Source organism: Flagellimonas maritima (genome assembly GCF_003269425.1).
In the GTDB taxonomy this organism is placed as follows: Bacteria; Bacteroidota; Bacteroidia; order Flavobacteriales; family Flavobacteriaceae; genus Flagellimonas; species Flagellimonas maritima.
Map to the genome: position 1 here is coordinate 876,730 of NZ_CP030104.1, position 13,809 is coordinate 890,538.

At 38.1% G+C, this 13,809-nt stretch carries 28 protein-coding genes; all 28 read right to left on the reverse strand.

Annotated features, from left to right (window positions below; all coding sequences use genetic code 11):
• Positions 1 to 5: 5 nt before the first annotated feature.
• Positions 6 to 509 carry a 50S ribosomal protein L17 gene (rplQ, locus tag HME9304_RS03790; RefSeq protein WP_112377322.1) on the reverse strand — a complete coding sequence of 168 codons (504 nt, stop codon included), beginning with the start codon at positions 507 to 509 and terminating at the stop codon, positions 6 to 8.
• A 62-nt stretch (positions 510 to 571) separates the two neighbouring features.
• Positions 572 to 1,564: a DNA-directed RNA polymerase subunit alpha gene (locus HME9304_RS03795; RefSeq protein WP_112377323.1), complete on the reverse strand. Its 993-nt coding sequence runs from the start codon at positions 1,562 to 1,564 to the stop codon at positions 572 to 574.
• An 18-nt stretch (positions 1,565 to 1,582) separates the two neighbouring features.
• Complete coding sequence (gene rpsD / locus HME9304_RS03800; protein ID WP_112377324.1) at positions 1,583 to 2,188, reverse strand: 30S ribosomal protein S4; 606 nt, start codon at positions 2,186 to 2,188, stop codon at positions 1,583 to 1,585.
• A 100-nt stretch (positions 2,189 to 2,288) separates the two neighbouring features.
• Positions 2,289 to 2,681: a 30S ribosomal protein S11 gene (rpsK, locus tag HME9304_RS03805; RefSeq protein ID WP_112377325.1), complete on the reverse strand. Its 393-nt coding sequence runs from the start codon at positions 2,679 to 2,681 to the stop codon at positions 2,289 to 2,291.
• Positions 2,682 to 2,786: 105 nt separating this feature from the next.
• Positions 2,787 to 3,161 carry a 30S ribosomal protein S13 gene (gene rpsM / locus HME9304_RS03810; protein ID WP_112377326.1) on the reverse strand — a complete coding sequence of 125 codons (375 nt, stop codon included), beginning with the start codon at positions 3,159 to 3,161 and terminating at the stop codon, positions 2,787 to 2,789.
• Positions 3,162 to 3,163: 2 nt separating this feature from the next.
• Entirely contained in the window at positions 3,164 to 3,280 is a 117-nt protein-coding gene (ykgO, locus tag HME9304_RS03815) for a type B 50S ribosomal protein L36 (RefSeq protein WP_013621733.1), read from the reverse strand.
• Positions 3,281 to 3,285: 5 nt separating this feature from the next.
• Positions 3,286 to 3,501 (reverse strand): translation initiation factor IF-1, encoded by a 216-nt coding sequence (infA, locus tag HME9304_RS03820; RefSeq protein ID WP_014031991.1) that lies wholly within the window; start codon positions 3,499 to 3,501, stop codon positions 3,286 to 3,288.
• Positions 3,502 to 3,568: 67 nt separating this feature from the next.
• Positions 3,569 to 4,912 carry a preprotein translocase subunit SecY gene (gene secY / locus HME9304_RS03825; protein WP_112377327.1) on the reverse strand — a complete coding sequence of 448 codons (1,344 nt, stop codon included), beginning with the start codon at positions 4,910 to 4,912 and terminating at the stop codon, positions 3,569 to 3,571.
• Positions 4,913 to 4,925: 13 nt separating this feature from the next.
• Positions 4,926 to 5,378 carry a 50S ribosomal protein L15 gene (gene rplO, locus HME9304_RS03830; protein WP_112377328.1) on the reverse strand — a complete coding sequence of 151 codons (453 nt, stop codon included), beginning with the start codon at positions 5,376 to 5,378 and terminating at the stop codon, positions 4,926 to 4,928.
• A gap of 15 nt (positions 5,379 to 5,393) precedes the next feature.
• Positions 5,394 to 5,573, reverse strand: a complete 180-nt coding sequence (gene rpmD / locus HME9304_RS03835; protein WP_055397075.1) for a 50S ribosomal protein L30 — start codon at positions 5,571 to 5,573, stop codon at positions 5,394 to 5,396.
• A 13-nt stretch (positions 5,574 to 5,586) separates the two neighbouring features.
• A complete protein-coding gene (gene rpsE, locus HME9304_RS03840) occupies positions 5,587 to 6,111 on the reverse strand; it encodes a 30S ribosomal protein S5 (protein ID WP_112377329.1) in 525 nt (174 codons plus the stop codon).
• Positions 6,112 to 6,118: 7 nt separating this feature from the next.
• Positions 6,119 to 6,472: a 50S ribosomal protein L18 gene (gene rplR / locus HME9304_RS03845; RefSeq protein ID WP_112377330.1), complete on the reverse strand. Its 354-nt coding sequence runs from the start codon at positions 6,470 to 6,472 to the stop codon at positions 6,119 to 6,121.
• Positions 6,473 to 6,483: 11 nt separating this feature from the next.
• Positions 6,484 to 7,026, reverse strand: coding sequence for a 50S ribosomal protein L6 (gene rplF / locus HME9304_RS03850; protein ID WP_112377331.1), 543 nt, complete (start codon positions 7,024 to 7,026; stop codon positions 6,484 to 6,486).
• Positions 7,027 to 7,045: 19 nt separating this feature from the next.
• Positions 7,046 to 7,444: a 30S ribosomal protein S8 gene (rpsH, locus tag HME9304_RS03855; RefSeq protein WP_112377332.1), complete on the reverse strand. Its 399-nt coding sequence runs from the start codon at positions 7,442 to 7,444 to the stop codon at positions 7,046 to 7,048.
• Positions 7,445 to 7,461: 17 nt separating this feature from the next.
• Positions 7,462 to 7,731 (reverse strand): 30S ribosomal protein S14, encoded by a 270-nt coding sequence (rpsN, locus tag HME9304_RS03860; protein WP_073180998.1) that lies wholly within the window; start codon positions 7,729 to 7,731, stop codon positions 7,462 to 7,464.
• A gap of 1 nt (position 7,732) precedes the next feature.
• Positions 7,733 to 8,284: a 50S ribosomal protein L5 gene (gene rplE, locus HME9304_RS03865; protein WP_112377333.1), complete on the reverse strand. Its 552-nt coding sequence runs from the start codon at positions 8,282 to 8,284 to the stop codon at positions 7,733 to 7,735.
• Between the two features lie 2 nt (positions 8,285 to 8,286).
• Entirely contained in the window at positions 8,287 to 8,598 is a 312-nt protein-coding gene (rplX, locus tag HME9304_RS03870; RefSeq protein ID WP_112377334.1) for a 50S ribosomal protein L24, read from the reverse strand.
• A gap of 16 nt (positions 8,599 to 8,614) precedes the next feature.
• Positions 8,615 to 8,983, reverse strand: a complete 369-nt coding sequence (rplN, locus tag HME9304_RS03875; RefSeq protein WP_055397059.1) for a 50S ribosomal protein L14 — start codon at positions 8,981 to 8,983, stop codon at positions 8,615 to 8,617.
• Between the two features lie 2 nt (positions 8,984 to 8,985).
• A complete protein-coding gene (gene rpsQ / locus HME9304_RS03880; protein ID WP_112377335.1) occupies positions 8,986 to 9,243 on the reverse strand; it encodes a 30S ribosomal protein S17 in 258 nt (85 codons plus the stop codon).
• 13 nt (positions 9,244 to 9,256) lie between these two features.
• A complete protein-coding gene (rpmC, locus tag HME9304_RS03885) occupies positions 9,257 to 9,448 on the reverse strand; it encodes a 50S ribosomal protein L29 (protein WP_112377336.1) in 192 nt (63 codons plus the stop codon).
• Between the two features lie 14 nt (positions 9,449 to 9,462).
• Positions 9,463 to 9,882: a 50S ribosomal protein L16 gene (gene rplP, locus HME9304_RS03890; protein WP_112377337.1), complete on the reverse strand. Its 420-nt coding sequence runs from the start codon at positions 9,880 to 9,882 to the stop codon at positions 9,463 to 9,465.
• Positions 9,883 to 9,903: 21 nt separating this feature from the next.
• Entirely contained in the window at positions 9,904 to 10,620 is a 717-nt protein-coding gene (gene rpsC, locus HME9304_RS03895) for a 30S ribosomal protein S3 (RefSeq protein ID WP_112377338.1), read from the reverse strand.
• 8 nt (positions 10,621 to 10,628) lie between these two features.
• A complete protein-coding gene (rplV, locus tag HME9304_RS03900; protein WP_112377339.1) occupies positions 10,629 to 11,036 on the reverse strand; it encodes a 50S ribosomal protein L22 in 408 nt (135 codons plus the stop codon).
• 7 nt (positions 11,037 to 11,043) lie between these two features.
• Positions 11,044 to 11,322 carry a 30S ribosomal protein S19 gene (gene rpsS, locus HME9304_RS03905; protein WP_097047030.1) on the reverse strand — a complete coding sequence of 93 codons (279 nt, stop codon included), beginning with the start codon at positions 11,320 to 11,322 and terminating at the stop codon, positions 11,044 to 11,046.
• Positions 11,323 to 11,334: 12 nt separating this feature from the next.
• Positions 11,335 to 12,159, reverse strand: a complete 825-nt coding sequence (gene rplB / locus HME9304_RS03910; RefSeq protein ID WP_112377340.1) for a 50S ribosomal protein L2 — start codon at positions 12,157 to 12,159, stop codon at positions 11,335 to 11,337.
• Between the two features lie 9 nt (positions 12,160 to 12,168).
• On the reverse strand, positions 12,169 to 12,459 hold the full coding sequence (gene rplW, locus HME9304_RS03915) for a 50S ribosomal protein L23 (protein WP_112377341.1): 291 nt from the start codon (positions 12,457 to 12,459) through the stop codon (positions 12,169 to 12,171).
• Positions 12,460 to 12,466: 7 nt separating this feature from the next.
• Complete coding sequence (gene rplD, locus HME9304_RS03920) at positions 12,467 to 13,096, reverse strand: 50S ribosomal protein L4 (protein ID WP_112377342.1); 630 nt, start codon at positions 13,094 to 13,096, stop codon at positions 12,467 to 12,469.
• Positions 13,096 to 13,713 (reverse strand): 50S ribosomal protein L3, encoded by a 618-nt coding sequence (gene rplC, locus HME9304_RS03925; protein WP_112377343.1) that lies wholly within the window; start codon positions 13,711 to 13,713, stop codon positions 13,096 to 13,098. Before rplC ends, rplD begins: the two co-directional genes overlap by 1 nt.
• Between the last annotated feature and the right edge of the window lie 96 nt (positions 13,714 to 13,809).

Consider the following 13,809-nt stretch of genomic DNA (forward strand, 5'->3'; position numbering starts at 1 on the left):
TATTGTTATTCTTCTGAATCATCTGTAGTTTTGGTTTCAGCTACAGGAACTACAGTTTCTGCTTTTTTACTACCACCTCTTCTACTTCTTCTTGTAGTTTTCTTGGTAGATTTTCCAGCATTGTAAAGCTCGTTGAAATCAACCAGTTCTATCAAAGCCATATCGGCATTATCACCAAGACGGTTTCCCAACTTAATGATTCTTGTATATCCTCCTGGTCTATCCCCAACCTTTTCTGCAACGGTTCCAAAAAGTTCGGTAACCGCATATTTATCCCTTAAGTTGCTAAAAACAACCCTTCTGTTATGTGTACCTTTTTCGGTAGTTTGGTTGTTCTCGGTTTTGGACTTCGTAATCAACGGCTCTATAAATTGCTTTAATGCTTTTGCCTTCGCAACGGTTGTGTTGATCCTTTTATGTTCTATTAGGGAACAGGCCATATTTGCCAACATTGCTTTTCTGTGGGCGGCCGTTCTACCTAAATGGTTGAATTTTTTTCCGTGTCTCATGTTATTTATTTATCATCTTGCTTCTAAATCCCAATAGCTATCGGGAGAGCAAAATATGATTATTAGTCTTTGTCCAGTTTATATTTGGAAAGATCCATTCCAAACTGAAGCCCCTTGTTAATAACCAACTCTTCTAATTCGGTCAATGATTTTTTACCAAAATTTCTGAACTTCATCAAATCGTTTTTGTTGAAAGAAACCAAATCTCCCAAAGTATCAACTTCAGCAGCTTTAAGACAGTTCAATGCCCTAACGGACAAATCCATATCTACCAATTTGGTTTTTAACAACTGACGCATATGTAACGATTCTTCGTCATATGTTTCTGTTTGGGCAATTTCATCAGCTTCCAAAGTGATGCGTTCGTCTGAAAACAGCATAAAATGGTGAATCAAAACTTTTGCAGCTTCGGTCAATGCATCTTTAGGATGAATAGAGCCATCTGTTACGATTTCAAAAACCAATTTTTCATAATCGGTCTTTTGCTCTACCCTAAAGTTCTCTATGCTATATTTTACGTTTTTTACGGGAGTATAGACAGAATCTACAGCAATGCTTCCTAAAGGTGCATTGGATTTTTTGTTTTCTTCCGCAGGAACGTAACCACGACCTTTTTCAATAATAACCTCAAGGTTAATACTTACTTTGGGATCCATGTTACAGATCACCAAATCTGGATTGAGAACTTGATATCCTGAAATAAATTTTTGGAAGTCTCCAGCAGTCAACTGACCTTTTCCGCTTACTGAAACAGAAACTGTCTCACTTTCAACATCATCGATTTGTCTTTTAAAGCGAACCTGCTTAAGGTTCAAAATCATTTCTGTAACGTCTTCTACAACGCCCGGTATAACAGAGAACTCATGTTCTACTCCGTCTATACGTACTGAAGTAATTGCAAAACCTTCCAAAGAGGAAAGTAAAACTCTTCGCAACGCGTTCCCAACTGTTAATCCATAGCCAGGTTCCAAAGGGCGAAATTCAAATTTCCCTTCGAAATCTGTAGAATCTATCATTATAACTTTATCGGGCTTCTGAAAATTAAGTAATGCCATATTGGATCAATGTTGATTTTATTTAGAGTATAACTCGACGATTAATTGTTCCTTGATATTTTCAGGAATCTGCATTCTTTCTGGAATAGCTACGTATGTACCTTCTTTCTTTTCAGTGTTCCAGGTAATCCATTCGTAAACGCTACTATTGTTGTCCAATGAATCTTGAATTGCTTGAACGGACTTTGATTTTTCCCTAACTCCGATAACATCACCTGGTTTTAGGGCATATGATGGAATATTTACAATTTCACCATTAACGGTTATATGTCTATGGGAAACTAACTGTCTAGCACCACTTCTTGAAGGGGATAGACCCATCCTGTAAACAACGTTGTCCAATCGGGATTCACACATTTGAAGTAAAACTTCACCTGTAACTCCTTTACTACGATTAGCTTTTTCGAATAGGTTTCTGAACTGTTTTTCCAATATACCATAAGTATACTTGGCTTTTTGCTTTTCCATTAATTGGATTGCATATTCAGATTTTTTTCCTCGGCGTCTATTATTGCCGTGTTGTCCTGGAGGATAACTTTTCTTTTCGAAGGCTTTATCGTCTCCGAAAATCGCTTCTCCAAATTTTCTAGCGATTTTTGATTTTGGTCCTGTGTATCTTGCCATCTTCTTTAAATTAAAAAGTGCGATTATGAATTAAGGCTTATCCTTCGATAATCAATAAAGCACCTTTTTGAAAACCCTATCGGGTACGTAATTATTAAAATTAAACTCTTCTTCTTTTGGGTGGTCTACAACCATTGTGTGGCAATGGTGTAACATCTATTATTTCGGTAACTTCTATTCCTGAATTATGAATAGCTCGTATTGCAGACTCTCTACCGTTTCCGGGGCCTTTAACATAAACCTTCACTTTTCTAAGACCTGCTTCGTGTGCTACTTTAGCACAATCTTCCGCAGCAACTTGGGCTGCATAGGGTGTGTTCTTTTTTGAACCTCTAAATCCCTGTTTACCAGCAGATGACCAAGAAATTACATCTCCCTTTTTATTTGTCAAGGATATGATGATGTTATTAAATGAAGCGGTAACATGTGCCTCACCTGTAGATTCTACTACTACCTTGCGCTTTTTAGTTGTTTTAGTGCTTGCCTTTGCCATATTTGTTAGTTTCTAGTTGTTAGTTCTTAGTTATTGGAATCCTAGACTTTTACATTTCGAACAGATTCTTCTAACGTCTAAATACTAATGACTACTATCTAATTATTATTTAGTTGCTTTCTTTTTATTGGCAACCGTTTTTCTTTTTCCTTTTCTTGTCCTAGAGTTATTCTTGGTACGCTGGCCCCTTAAAGGCAATCCCGATCTATGGCGAATTCCACGATAACACCCAATATCCATCAATCTTTTGATGTTCAATTGTGTTTCTGAGCGGAGTTCACCTTCTATAGTGTAAGAAGACACGGCCTCTCTTATCCTTCCTATTTCGTCGTCATTCCAGTCCGAAACTTTGGTATCTACACTTACTTGTGCCTTTTCCAAAATTTCTTCGGCCCTACTTTTGCCAATTCCGTAAATGTAGGTAAGTGAAATAACTCCACGCTTTTGTTTAGGTATATCTACACCTGCGATTCTTGCCATAATTACCCTTGTCTTTGTTTAAATCTAGGATTCTTTTTGTTGATCACGTATAATCTGCCTTTTCTGCGAACTATCTTGCATTCGGCACTTCTCTTCTTTATTGATGCTCTTACTTTCATCGTAATTAGTATCTGTAAGTAATTCTTGCTTTTGTTAAATCATACGGGCTCATTTCCAACTTTACTTTATCACCAGGAAGTAATTTTATGTAATGCATTCGCATTTTCCCAGAGATATGTGCCGTAACCACATGCCCATTTTCCAATTCTACTCGAAACATAGCATTTGATAATGCTTCTATAATAGTTCCGTCTTGTTCTATTGCTGGCTGTTTTGCCATATTATTTAGTTGTTTGTTTTTTCGTTGCTGTTGTTGGCTTTACCATCAACTATCAACTATTAACTAACTATGCTACTTTTCTATTTTTACCGGTTTTCATCAAACCATCATAATGCCTATTCAACAAATATGAATTTACTTGTTGAACTGTATCAATCGCAACTCCTACCATAATCAATAATGATGTCCCCCCATAAAACAATGCCCAACCAGCTTGAACGTCCATTAACTTTACGACCACTGCAGGTAAAACTGCGAGCAGTGCCAAGAAAACAGAGCCTGGAAGTGTTATCAAGGACATAATCTTATCTAAGTAATCACCAGTTTCTTTACCTGGACGAATTCCAGGGATAAAACCGCCACTTCTTTTTAAATCATCTGCCATTTTGTTTGTTGGAACTGTAATGGCAGTATAGAAGTAGGTAAATATGATAATCAATATTGCAAACAATATATTATACGCCAGTCCAAAAATATCTGCAAACTGCACTTCCATCCACTGTCCTACAGCTGTGTCATTAAAAGTTCTGCCCAATAGACTTGGCGCAAACATAATAGCTTGTGCAAAGATGATAGGCATTACTCCAGATGCATTCAGTTTTAATGGAATATACTGTCTAGAACCCATAATGTTTTTTTCATATCCTCCTGAAGCAGTTCTTCTAGCATATTGTACGGGAATCTGCCTTATTGCCATTACCAGTAGTACACTTGCCAAAATCACTAAGAACCAAAGAATCACTTCGATAAGTATGAACATGATACCACCAGTGTTATTTGTAGTTCTTGAAATAAATTCTTGAACAAATGATTGTGGCATAGTGGCTATAATTCCAATCATAATCAATAAAGAAATACCGTTTCCGATACCCTTATCGGTGATTTTTTCACCAAGCCACATTGCAAAAACACATCCGGTAACCAATATTATTACCGCTGGGATAATGAAATCTAAACCTTTCCCTAAAACAAAGGCACTGTCAGGAACACCCAGAGCACCCAAACCGAACAAATAAGCAGGAGCTTGAACGATACAAATCCCTATAGTCAGCCAACGTGTGATTTGATTGATGGTTTTTCTACCACTTTCTCCTTCCTTCTGCAATTTCTGAAGATAAGGAATCGCAATACCCATCAATTGCACTACAATGGAAGCTGAAATATAAGGCATGATACCCAATGCAAATACAGAAGCATTTGCAAAAGCACCTCCTGTGAAAGCATTAAGTAAGCCCAATATTCCTTCACCGGCAGCACTGTTTAATTGTGCCAATTGGGAAGTATCAATACCGGGAAGGACGACTTGGGCACCAAAACGATACACTATAAGCAAACCAAGAGTAACGAGGATTCGCTGCCTTAGTTCTTCTATCTTCCAAATATTTGATATGGTCTCAATAAATTTCTTCATGCTATTCTATTCCTTATAGACTTATTGCCTCTCCTCCTGCAGCTTCAATCGCAGATTTAGCTGAAGCAGTAAATTTATGTACGGATACTTTTAAAGATGCTTTTAACTCGCCATCCCCTAAAATTTTCACCAAATCGTTTTTGCGGGCCAATCTATTTTCTACAAGGGTATCCAACGTTACTTCATTTTTTATAGTACCGTTATCTACCAACTCTTGCAATTTGCTCAAATTGATTCCTTGATATTCCTTTCTATTGATGTTGTTAAAACCAAATTTAGGAACACGTCTTTGCAAAGGCATTTGTCCACCTTCAAAACCAATTTTTTTGGAATATCCAGATCTGGATTTTGCTCCTTTGTGACCTCTTGCTGCAGTTCCGCCCTTACCAGAGGCTTGGCCTCTTCCTAAACGTTTTCCATCTCTGTTTACAGCGCCTTCTGCTGGTTTAAGATTATGTAAATCCATTACCGTTATATATTTTTAAGCCTCCTCAGTGGAAACTAAATGTTTTACCTTATTGATCATTCCAAGGATATTGGGGGTTGCATCGTGCTCAACAACATGCCCAATCTTACGCAGTCCCAATGCCTCCAGAGTTCTCTTCTGATTCTGGGTTCTTTTAATAGCGCTCTTTACCTGTTTAACTTTAATCTTTGACATTGTATCCTTCTATTTATCCCTTAAAGACTTTTTCCAAAGAAATACCTCTTTGGTTGGCAACGGTTTGAGCTCCTCTTAGTTGTAAGAGAGCATCAAATGTAGCTTTAACAACATTATGTGGGTTGGAAGAACCTTGCGATTTTGATAATACATCGTTAACGCCAACTGCTTCCAGTACTGCTCTAACCGCACCTCCTGCAATTACTCCCGTACCATGCGATGCTGGTTTAATAAACACGCGTGCACCTCCAAATTTACCTTTTTGCTCATGTGGAAGCGTTCCTTTATTTAAAGGAATTCTAATTAGATTTTTCTTTGCATCTTCAATTGCTTTTGCAATGGCAGTGGCAACTTCCTTGGATTTTCCCAATCCATGTCCAACAACCCCGTTCTCATCACCAACTACAACAATTGCCGAAAAACCAAATGCTCTACCACCTTTAGTAACTTTAGTGACCCTTTGGACACCTACTAAGCGGTCTTTCAACTCCAGTCCTCCTGGCTTGACTGTTTCTACGTTTTTATATTTTTGGTACATAGTCTTTTTAGAATTTTAGTCCTGCTTCTCTTGCGCCTTCTGCCAATGATTTTACCCTACCGTGATAAAGGTTTCCGCCTCTATCAAAAGCTACAGCTTCTATACCTAGCTTTTTTCCTTTTTCTGCAATTGCCTTACCAACCTGAGTAGCAATCTCAGTCTTTGTTCCTTTAGCTTCTACACCTTTATCTCGTGATGATGCAGCTGCTAACGTAACTCCATTAATATCATCTATCAATTGAGCGTATATCTCTTTATTACTTCTAAAAACAGACAATCTTGGTCTTGTTTCAGTACCAGAAGATACTTTTCGTATTCTTCTTCTGATTCGTAATTTTCTTTCAGTTTTAGATAATCCCATAGTACTGTTAATTATGCTGATTTACCTGCTTTTCTTCTTAATTGTTCACCGACAAACTTAATTCCTTTTCCTTTGTAAGGCTCAGGCTTACGGAAAGCCCTAATTTTCGCCGCTACTTGACCTACCAATTGTTTGTCATGAGACGTTAGTTTTACGATAGGATTCTTTCCTTTTTCAGAAATCGTCTCGATTTTTACTTCAGGAGCTATATCCAATACGATATTATGAGAGAAACCCAAAGCCAGATCCAATTTTTGACCTTGGTTACTTGCTCTATACCCTACACCTACCAATTCCAATTCTTTTGTCCATCCTTTAGAAACACCGTCTACCATATTGCTTACCAAGGAGCGATATAGTCCATGTTTTGCTTTGTGCTCCTTTGAATCAGATGGGCGAGCTATATGAACATTTCCTTCCTCAACTTTTATAGCAACTCCTGAAAATTCTTGGGAAAGCTCCCCCAATTTACCTTTTACGGTAACTACATTCTCATTCACTTCTACAGTGACACCCTCTGAAATTGCAATTGGATTGTTACCTATTCTAGACATTTTTTTTCTCTTTACTCAATTAATAAACGTAGCACAATACTTCGCCACCAACATTGTCTTGCTTTGCTTGTTTGCTTGTCATAACACCATATGATGTTGAGACTATGGCCACACCCAACCCGTTAAGCACTCTTGGAAGCTCACCTGAACCTGAATATTTACGAAGTCCTGGCTTACTGACTCTTTGTAATTTTTTGATTACTGGTTCTTTGGTAAACTTGTCATATTTTAAGGCAATTTTTATGTTCCCTTGAACTTTGTTATCCTCAAACTTGTAACTTAATATATATCCTTGATCGAACAATATTTTAGTAATCTGTCTTTTTAGGTTGGAAGCAGGGATATCCACTACCCTATGACCCGCACTGCTAGCGTTTCTTATTCTGGTCAAATAATCTGAAATTGGATCTGTAAGCATTTCTTTTCTTTATCTATTTACCAACTTGCTTTTTTAACTCCTGGTATCAAGCCTTGATTGGCCATCTCCCTAAAAGTAACCCTAGATATACCAAATGTTCTCATGTATCCTCTTGGTCTACCTGTTAATTTGCAACGATTTCTCATACGAACCGGAGAAGCATTTTTAGGAAGCTTCTGTAAAGCTTCATAATCGCCAGCTTCTTTTAAAGCTTTTCTCTTTTCCGCGTATTTTGCAACCATTTTTGCCCTTTTTACCTCACGGGCTTTCATTGATTCCTTAGCCATACTAGTTCTTTTTAAAGGGTAATCCCAATTCGCTTAGCAATGATTTTGCTTCTTTATCTGTATCTGCAGAAGTTACGAATGTGATATCCATCCCATTTATTCTGTTGATTTTGTCTATATTGATTTCTGGGAAAATAATTTGCTCAGTAATACCAAGGTTATAATTTCCTCTACCATCAAAACCAGTAGCTCTGATTCCTTGAAAATCACGAACACGGGGAAGAGCGGAAGTAATCAATCTATCCAGAAACTCATACATTCTTTCTCCACGTAGTGTAACTTTAGCTCCAATAGGCATGCCCTTTCTCAATTTGAAGGTCGCAACATCTTTCTTGGACATTGTAGCAATGGCTTTTTGACCAGTGATATTTGTCAACTCATCAACAGCATGGTCAATAAGCTTTTTATCAGATACTGCAGCTCCAACTCCGCGGCTTACCACTATTTTTTCCAACTTTGGGACCTGCATTACATTTTTGTAACCAAATTCCTCAGAAAGTGCCTTAACAACACGTTCTTTATATTCTTTTTTTAATCTTGGAATGTAACTCATAACTAAATTACTTCATTGGATTTTTTGGAAAGCCTTACTTTTTTCCCATCCCTTACTTCATAACCTATTCTTGTTGTTTCTCCTGATTTGGGATCAATCAACGAAAGATTGGAAATATGGATAGGGGCTTCCTTTTTTACAATTCCTCCCTGAGGGTTGTTAGCACTTGGCTTCTCGTGTTTGGAAACTGTGTTAGCACCTTCAACGATAGCCTTGTTCTTTTCACGGTCAACCCGAAGTACTTTACCTTCTGTGCCCTTGTGGTCTCCCGCAATGACTCTAACCGTATCCCCTGTTTTAATTTTCAACTTCATCTGTCTGAAATTTCTTTTAAAGCACCTCTGGAGCTAGTGAAACTATTTTCATGAACTGTTTGTCCCTTAATTCTCTGGCAACTGGTCCAAATACTCTGGTCCCTCTCATTTCTCCTGTTGGATTCAGCAAAACACAAGCGTTGTCATCAAAACGAATATAAGATCCATCAGGTCTTCTTACTTCTTTTTTTGTTCTAACTACAACAGCCGTAGAGACAGAACCTTTTTTTACTGTTCCATTTGGAGCGGCCTCTTTGACAGTAACCACTATTTTATCTCCCAGAGAAGCATATCTTCTTTTTGTTCCTCCCAGTACGCGAATGGTCAAAACTTCTTTTGCACCTGTATTGTCCGCGACCTTTAATCTAGATTCTTGCTGTAACATAATTATTTAGCTCTTTCAAGGATTTCAACCAATCTCCAACATTTAGTCTTGCTCAATGGTCTTGTCTCCATTATTTTGACGGTGTCACCTTCATTACAATCATTTTTCTCGTCATGGGCAACATATTTCTTTGTCTTCAAAACGAACTTACCGTACATTGGATGTTTTACACGCTTTACCTCAGAAACCACTATTGATTTCTCCATTTTGTTGCTGGTAACAACGCCCACTCTTTCTTTTCTTAAATTTCTTTTTTCCATAAGGCAGAACCAATTATTGTAATTCCCTTTTAGTTAATTCTGTTGCAAGTCTTGCTACCGTCCTTCTTGTTTTTCTTATCTGTAATGGATTTTCCAAAGGTGTAACCGAATGTGCCATCCTTAAATCGGCATGCTGCTTTTTCAACTCGGCCAATCGTTCTTTTAGCTCTTCAATTGAAAGTTCCTTTATCTCTGACTGTTTCATCTTTCTTCTAAATATTAAGCGGAATAATCCCTAGCTACGATAAATTTAGTTTTCACGGGCAATTTTTGAGCTGCAAGTCTTAAAGCTTCCTTTGCAATGTCCATGGGAACACCTGCAACTTCAAACATAATTCTTCCAGGTTTGACAACCGCTACAAAATATTCTGGAGCACCCTTACCCTTACCCATACGTACCTCAAGAGGCTTTTTGGTAATGGGCTTGTCCGGAAATATTTTAATCCAAAGTTGACCTTGCCTCTTCATATACCTTGTCGCAGCAATACGCGCAGCCTCTATTTGACGGGAAGTTATGAAGTGTGAATCCAAGGACTTGATACCAAACATTCCGTTGGAAAGTTGGTGCCCCCTTTGTGAATTACCTTTCATACGTCCCTTCTGGGCTTTACGAAATTTTGTTCTTTTTGGCTGTAACATTTTACCTTTACTTTATCTTAATTACTTTCTACGGCGTTGTGGCTTTTTGCCATCTTGTTTGCCGCCTTTTCCTTGACCTTTTGACAATCCTACCAACGGGGATAGTTCTCTTTTACCATAAACTTCACCCTTCATGATCCAAACCTTTATTCCAAGCCTACCATAAGTAGTATGCGCCTCATGCAAAGCATAATCAATATCTGCCCTAAATGTAGACAAAGGTATTCTGCCATCTTTGTACGATTCTGAACGTGCCATTTCAGCTCCGTTCAAACGTCCGGAGATTTGAATCTTTATACCTTCTGCATTCATACGCATTGCTGCTGCAATTGCCATTTTAATGGCACGTCTGTATGAAATCCTGCTTTCAATCTGTCGTGCTACGCTAGCAGCAACCAGATTGGCATCAACTTCAGGTCTTTTTATTTCGTGAATATTGATTTGAACTTCTTTATTGGTGATTTTCTTTAGCTCTTCTTTAAGCTTATCAACTTCTTGCCCACCTTTACCAATAATAATACCAGGTCTAGCTGTAGTAATAGTAATGGTAATTAGTTTTAAAGTTCTTTCAATAATTACTCTTGATACACTGGCCTTTGCCAAACGTGCATGAATGTACTTTCTTATTTTGTCATCTTCAGCCAGCTTATCGCCATAATCGTTACCACCATACCAGTTGGATTCCCATCCTCTGATGATTCCTAAACGATTCCCTATCGGATTGGTCTTTTGTCCCATATTATACTCTAGCTTTCAACGTTGTTATTGGATTCCAAAATCATGGTAACATGATTGGAACGTTTTCTAATTCTATGTGCTCTCCCCTGTGGCGCTGGTCTTAGTCTTTTTAACATAGTACCTCCATCCACACGGATTTCCTTTATAACAAGGTCAGCATCTTCAATATTGGCCTCCTCATTCTTCGATTCCCAATTGGCGATCGCGGAAAGTAATAATTTCTCTAGCTTCCTTGAAGCTTCCTTAGGATTAAATCTCAAAATTGCGAGTGCCATCTCTACTTGTTTTCCTCTTACCAAGTCGGCGACCAAACGCATTTTTCTTGGTGAAGTAGGACAATTGTTCAACTTGGCAATAGCAAGCTGCTTTTTTTCTTCTTTTAACCTTTCGGCCATCTGTCTTTTACGAACTCCCATAGCTTACTTACTTTTTACCTTTGTTTTTAGCTCCTGCATGACCTCTAAAAGATCTAGTAGGTGAAAATTCCCCAAGCTTGTGACCCACCATATTTTCCGTAACGTAAACAGGAACGAATTGTCTCCCATTGTGTACAGCTATGGTTTGTCCTACGAAATCTGGCGTTATCATTGAGGCTCTAGACCATGTTTTGATAACCGTTTTCTTACCTGAATCTATGTTGTTCTGGACTTTCTTTTCCAGACTATGATGAACGTAAGGTCCTTTTTTTAATGAACGTGCCATTTTCTTTTACTTTTATTTCTTTCTACGTTCTATGATATATCTATTCGTATCTTTTGTCTTAGATCGGGTTCTAAATCCTTTGGCAGGAATACCGTTCTTAGATCTTGGATGGCCTCCAGAAGCCCTTCCTTCACCACCACCCATTGGATGATCGACAGGGTTCATTGCTACTGGTCTAGTTCTTGGCCTTCTGCCCAACCATCTGCTTCTACCTGCTTTACCGGATACCAACAATTGGTGATCAGAGTTGGAAACAGCTCCAATAGTGGCCAAACAGTTGGCTAAAATCATACGTGTTTCACCAGATGGCAATTTAATAGTGACAAATTTTCCATCCTTAGCCATTAGCTGTGCAAAAGTACCTGCACTTCTAGCCATAACGGCTCCTTGACCAGGTCTTAATTCGATACAGGAAATAATAGTACCCAATGGAATTTCACTCAATGGAAGTGCATTTCCTATTTCTGGAGAAGCTTTTGATCCTGAAGATATCTTCTGACCTACTTGCATTCCATTTTGGGCAACTACATATCTCTTCTTACCATCTTTATATTCGACTAGCGCAATAAATGCAGTTCTATTGGGATCGTACTGTATAGATACAATTTTAGCATCTACTCCTTGTTTATCTCTTTTGAAGTCGATAACACGATACCTTCTTTTATGACCTCCACCTCTATGGCGTATGGTCATTTTTCCTTGACTGTTCCTACCGCCCGACTTTTTTAACGGAGCAAGCAAACTTTTCTCCGGCTTATCAGTAGTAATCGCGTCAAATCCGTTTACTACTCTAAAACGCTGTCCAGGGGTTATCGGTTTTAATTTTCTAACTGACATTTCTCGTCTTTATAGATTACTGTAAAAATCAATAATATCGCCTTCCACTACATCAACAATTGCCTTTTTCAAGGAATTTGTTTTTCCGTGTTGGATTCCTGTTTTGGCATAACGACTCTTACGATTTGGACCATAATTCATAGTTCTAACCTTTTTCACAGAAACACCATAGGTGGCCTCAACAGCATCTTTAATTTGAAGCTTGTTGGCCGTTGGATTAACGTAGAAACCATAACGATTGAAAAGCTCGCTGTCCGCGGTCATTTTTTCCGTAATGATTGGTTTTATCAACACACTCATGATATTCTTATTTCTTTAGGTTCGATTCTATTCCTTCCAGAGCACTTTCGGTCAATACTACATTTTTAGCATTAATTATTTTGTAAGTACTTAATTCTGAATTGATTATGACTTCTGAACGCTCTAAATTGCGCGACGACAAATATACATTATTATTTGAATCGCCCAACACGATAAGAGACTTTTTATTTTCTATTCCAAGAGAAGTCAAAAATGCTTTGAAATCCTTAGTTTTTGGAGCTTCAAAATTGAAGTCCTCGACCACCATTATAGACTTTTCTTTTGACTTTAATGTTAAGGCTGATTTACGAGCTAAACGCTTAACATTTTTGTTCAATTTTTGCTGGTAATTTTTAGGTCTTGGGCCAAAAATTCTACCACCTCCTCTAAAAATAGGAGATTTGATACTACCTGCCCTAGCTGTACCAGTGCCCTTCTGTTTCTTGATTTTTCTAGTACTACCGGCTATTTCAGCTCTTTCCTTAGCTTTGTGGGTACCCTGTCTTTGGTGCGCCAAATACTGCTTAACATCTAAATATATAGCATGCTCATTGGGCTCTATAGCGAAAACATCATCAGAAAGGTCAACCTTTCTTCCTGTTTCTTTTCCTTTAATATCTAAAACTGCAACCTTCATTACTTCTCAATTGTTACGTAAGCATTTTTATGACCTGGAACGCAACCCTTCACTACGATAAGGTTTTTCTCAGGAACCACTTTCAATACTCTCAAGTTTTGAACTGTTACTCTTTCACCACCCATTCTACCTGCCATTTTCATTCCTTTAAAAACTCTTGCAGGATACGAGGCAGCACCAATAGAACCGGGGGCTCTTAATCTGTTGTGCTGTCCATGGGTTGCTTGACCAACACCGGCAAAACCGTGTCTTTTAACAACACCTTGGAAACCTTTACCTTTTGATGTACCAATAACATCAACAAACTCTCCTTCTGTGAAAAGCTCAACATTTAAAGTATCTCCTAATTTAAACTCACCTTCAAAATCTCGGAACTCAACGACTTTCTTTTTAGGAGAAGCACCTGCTTTTTTAACATGACCCAATTCAGCCTTGTTTGCACGTCTTTCTGCCTTGTCATCGAAACCAAGCTGAAGGGCACTGTACCCGTCGACCTCTTCGGTTCTGACTTGGGTAACCACGCATGGTCCAGCTTCAAGAACGGTACATGGAATGTTCTTTCCATTCTCGTCGAAGATGCTGGTCATACCGATTTTTCTTCCTATTAACCCAGACATATTTATAATTATTAATTGTTTAAATTTTATTGTGCCAATTTGTTGGCAAAAAAATTTGGGTCAAGAAAATCCTCTGACCCAGATTTTTTTCTTTCA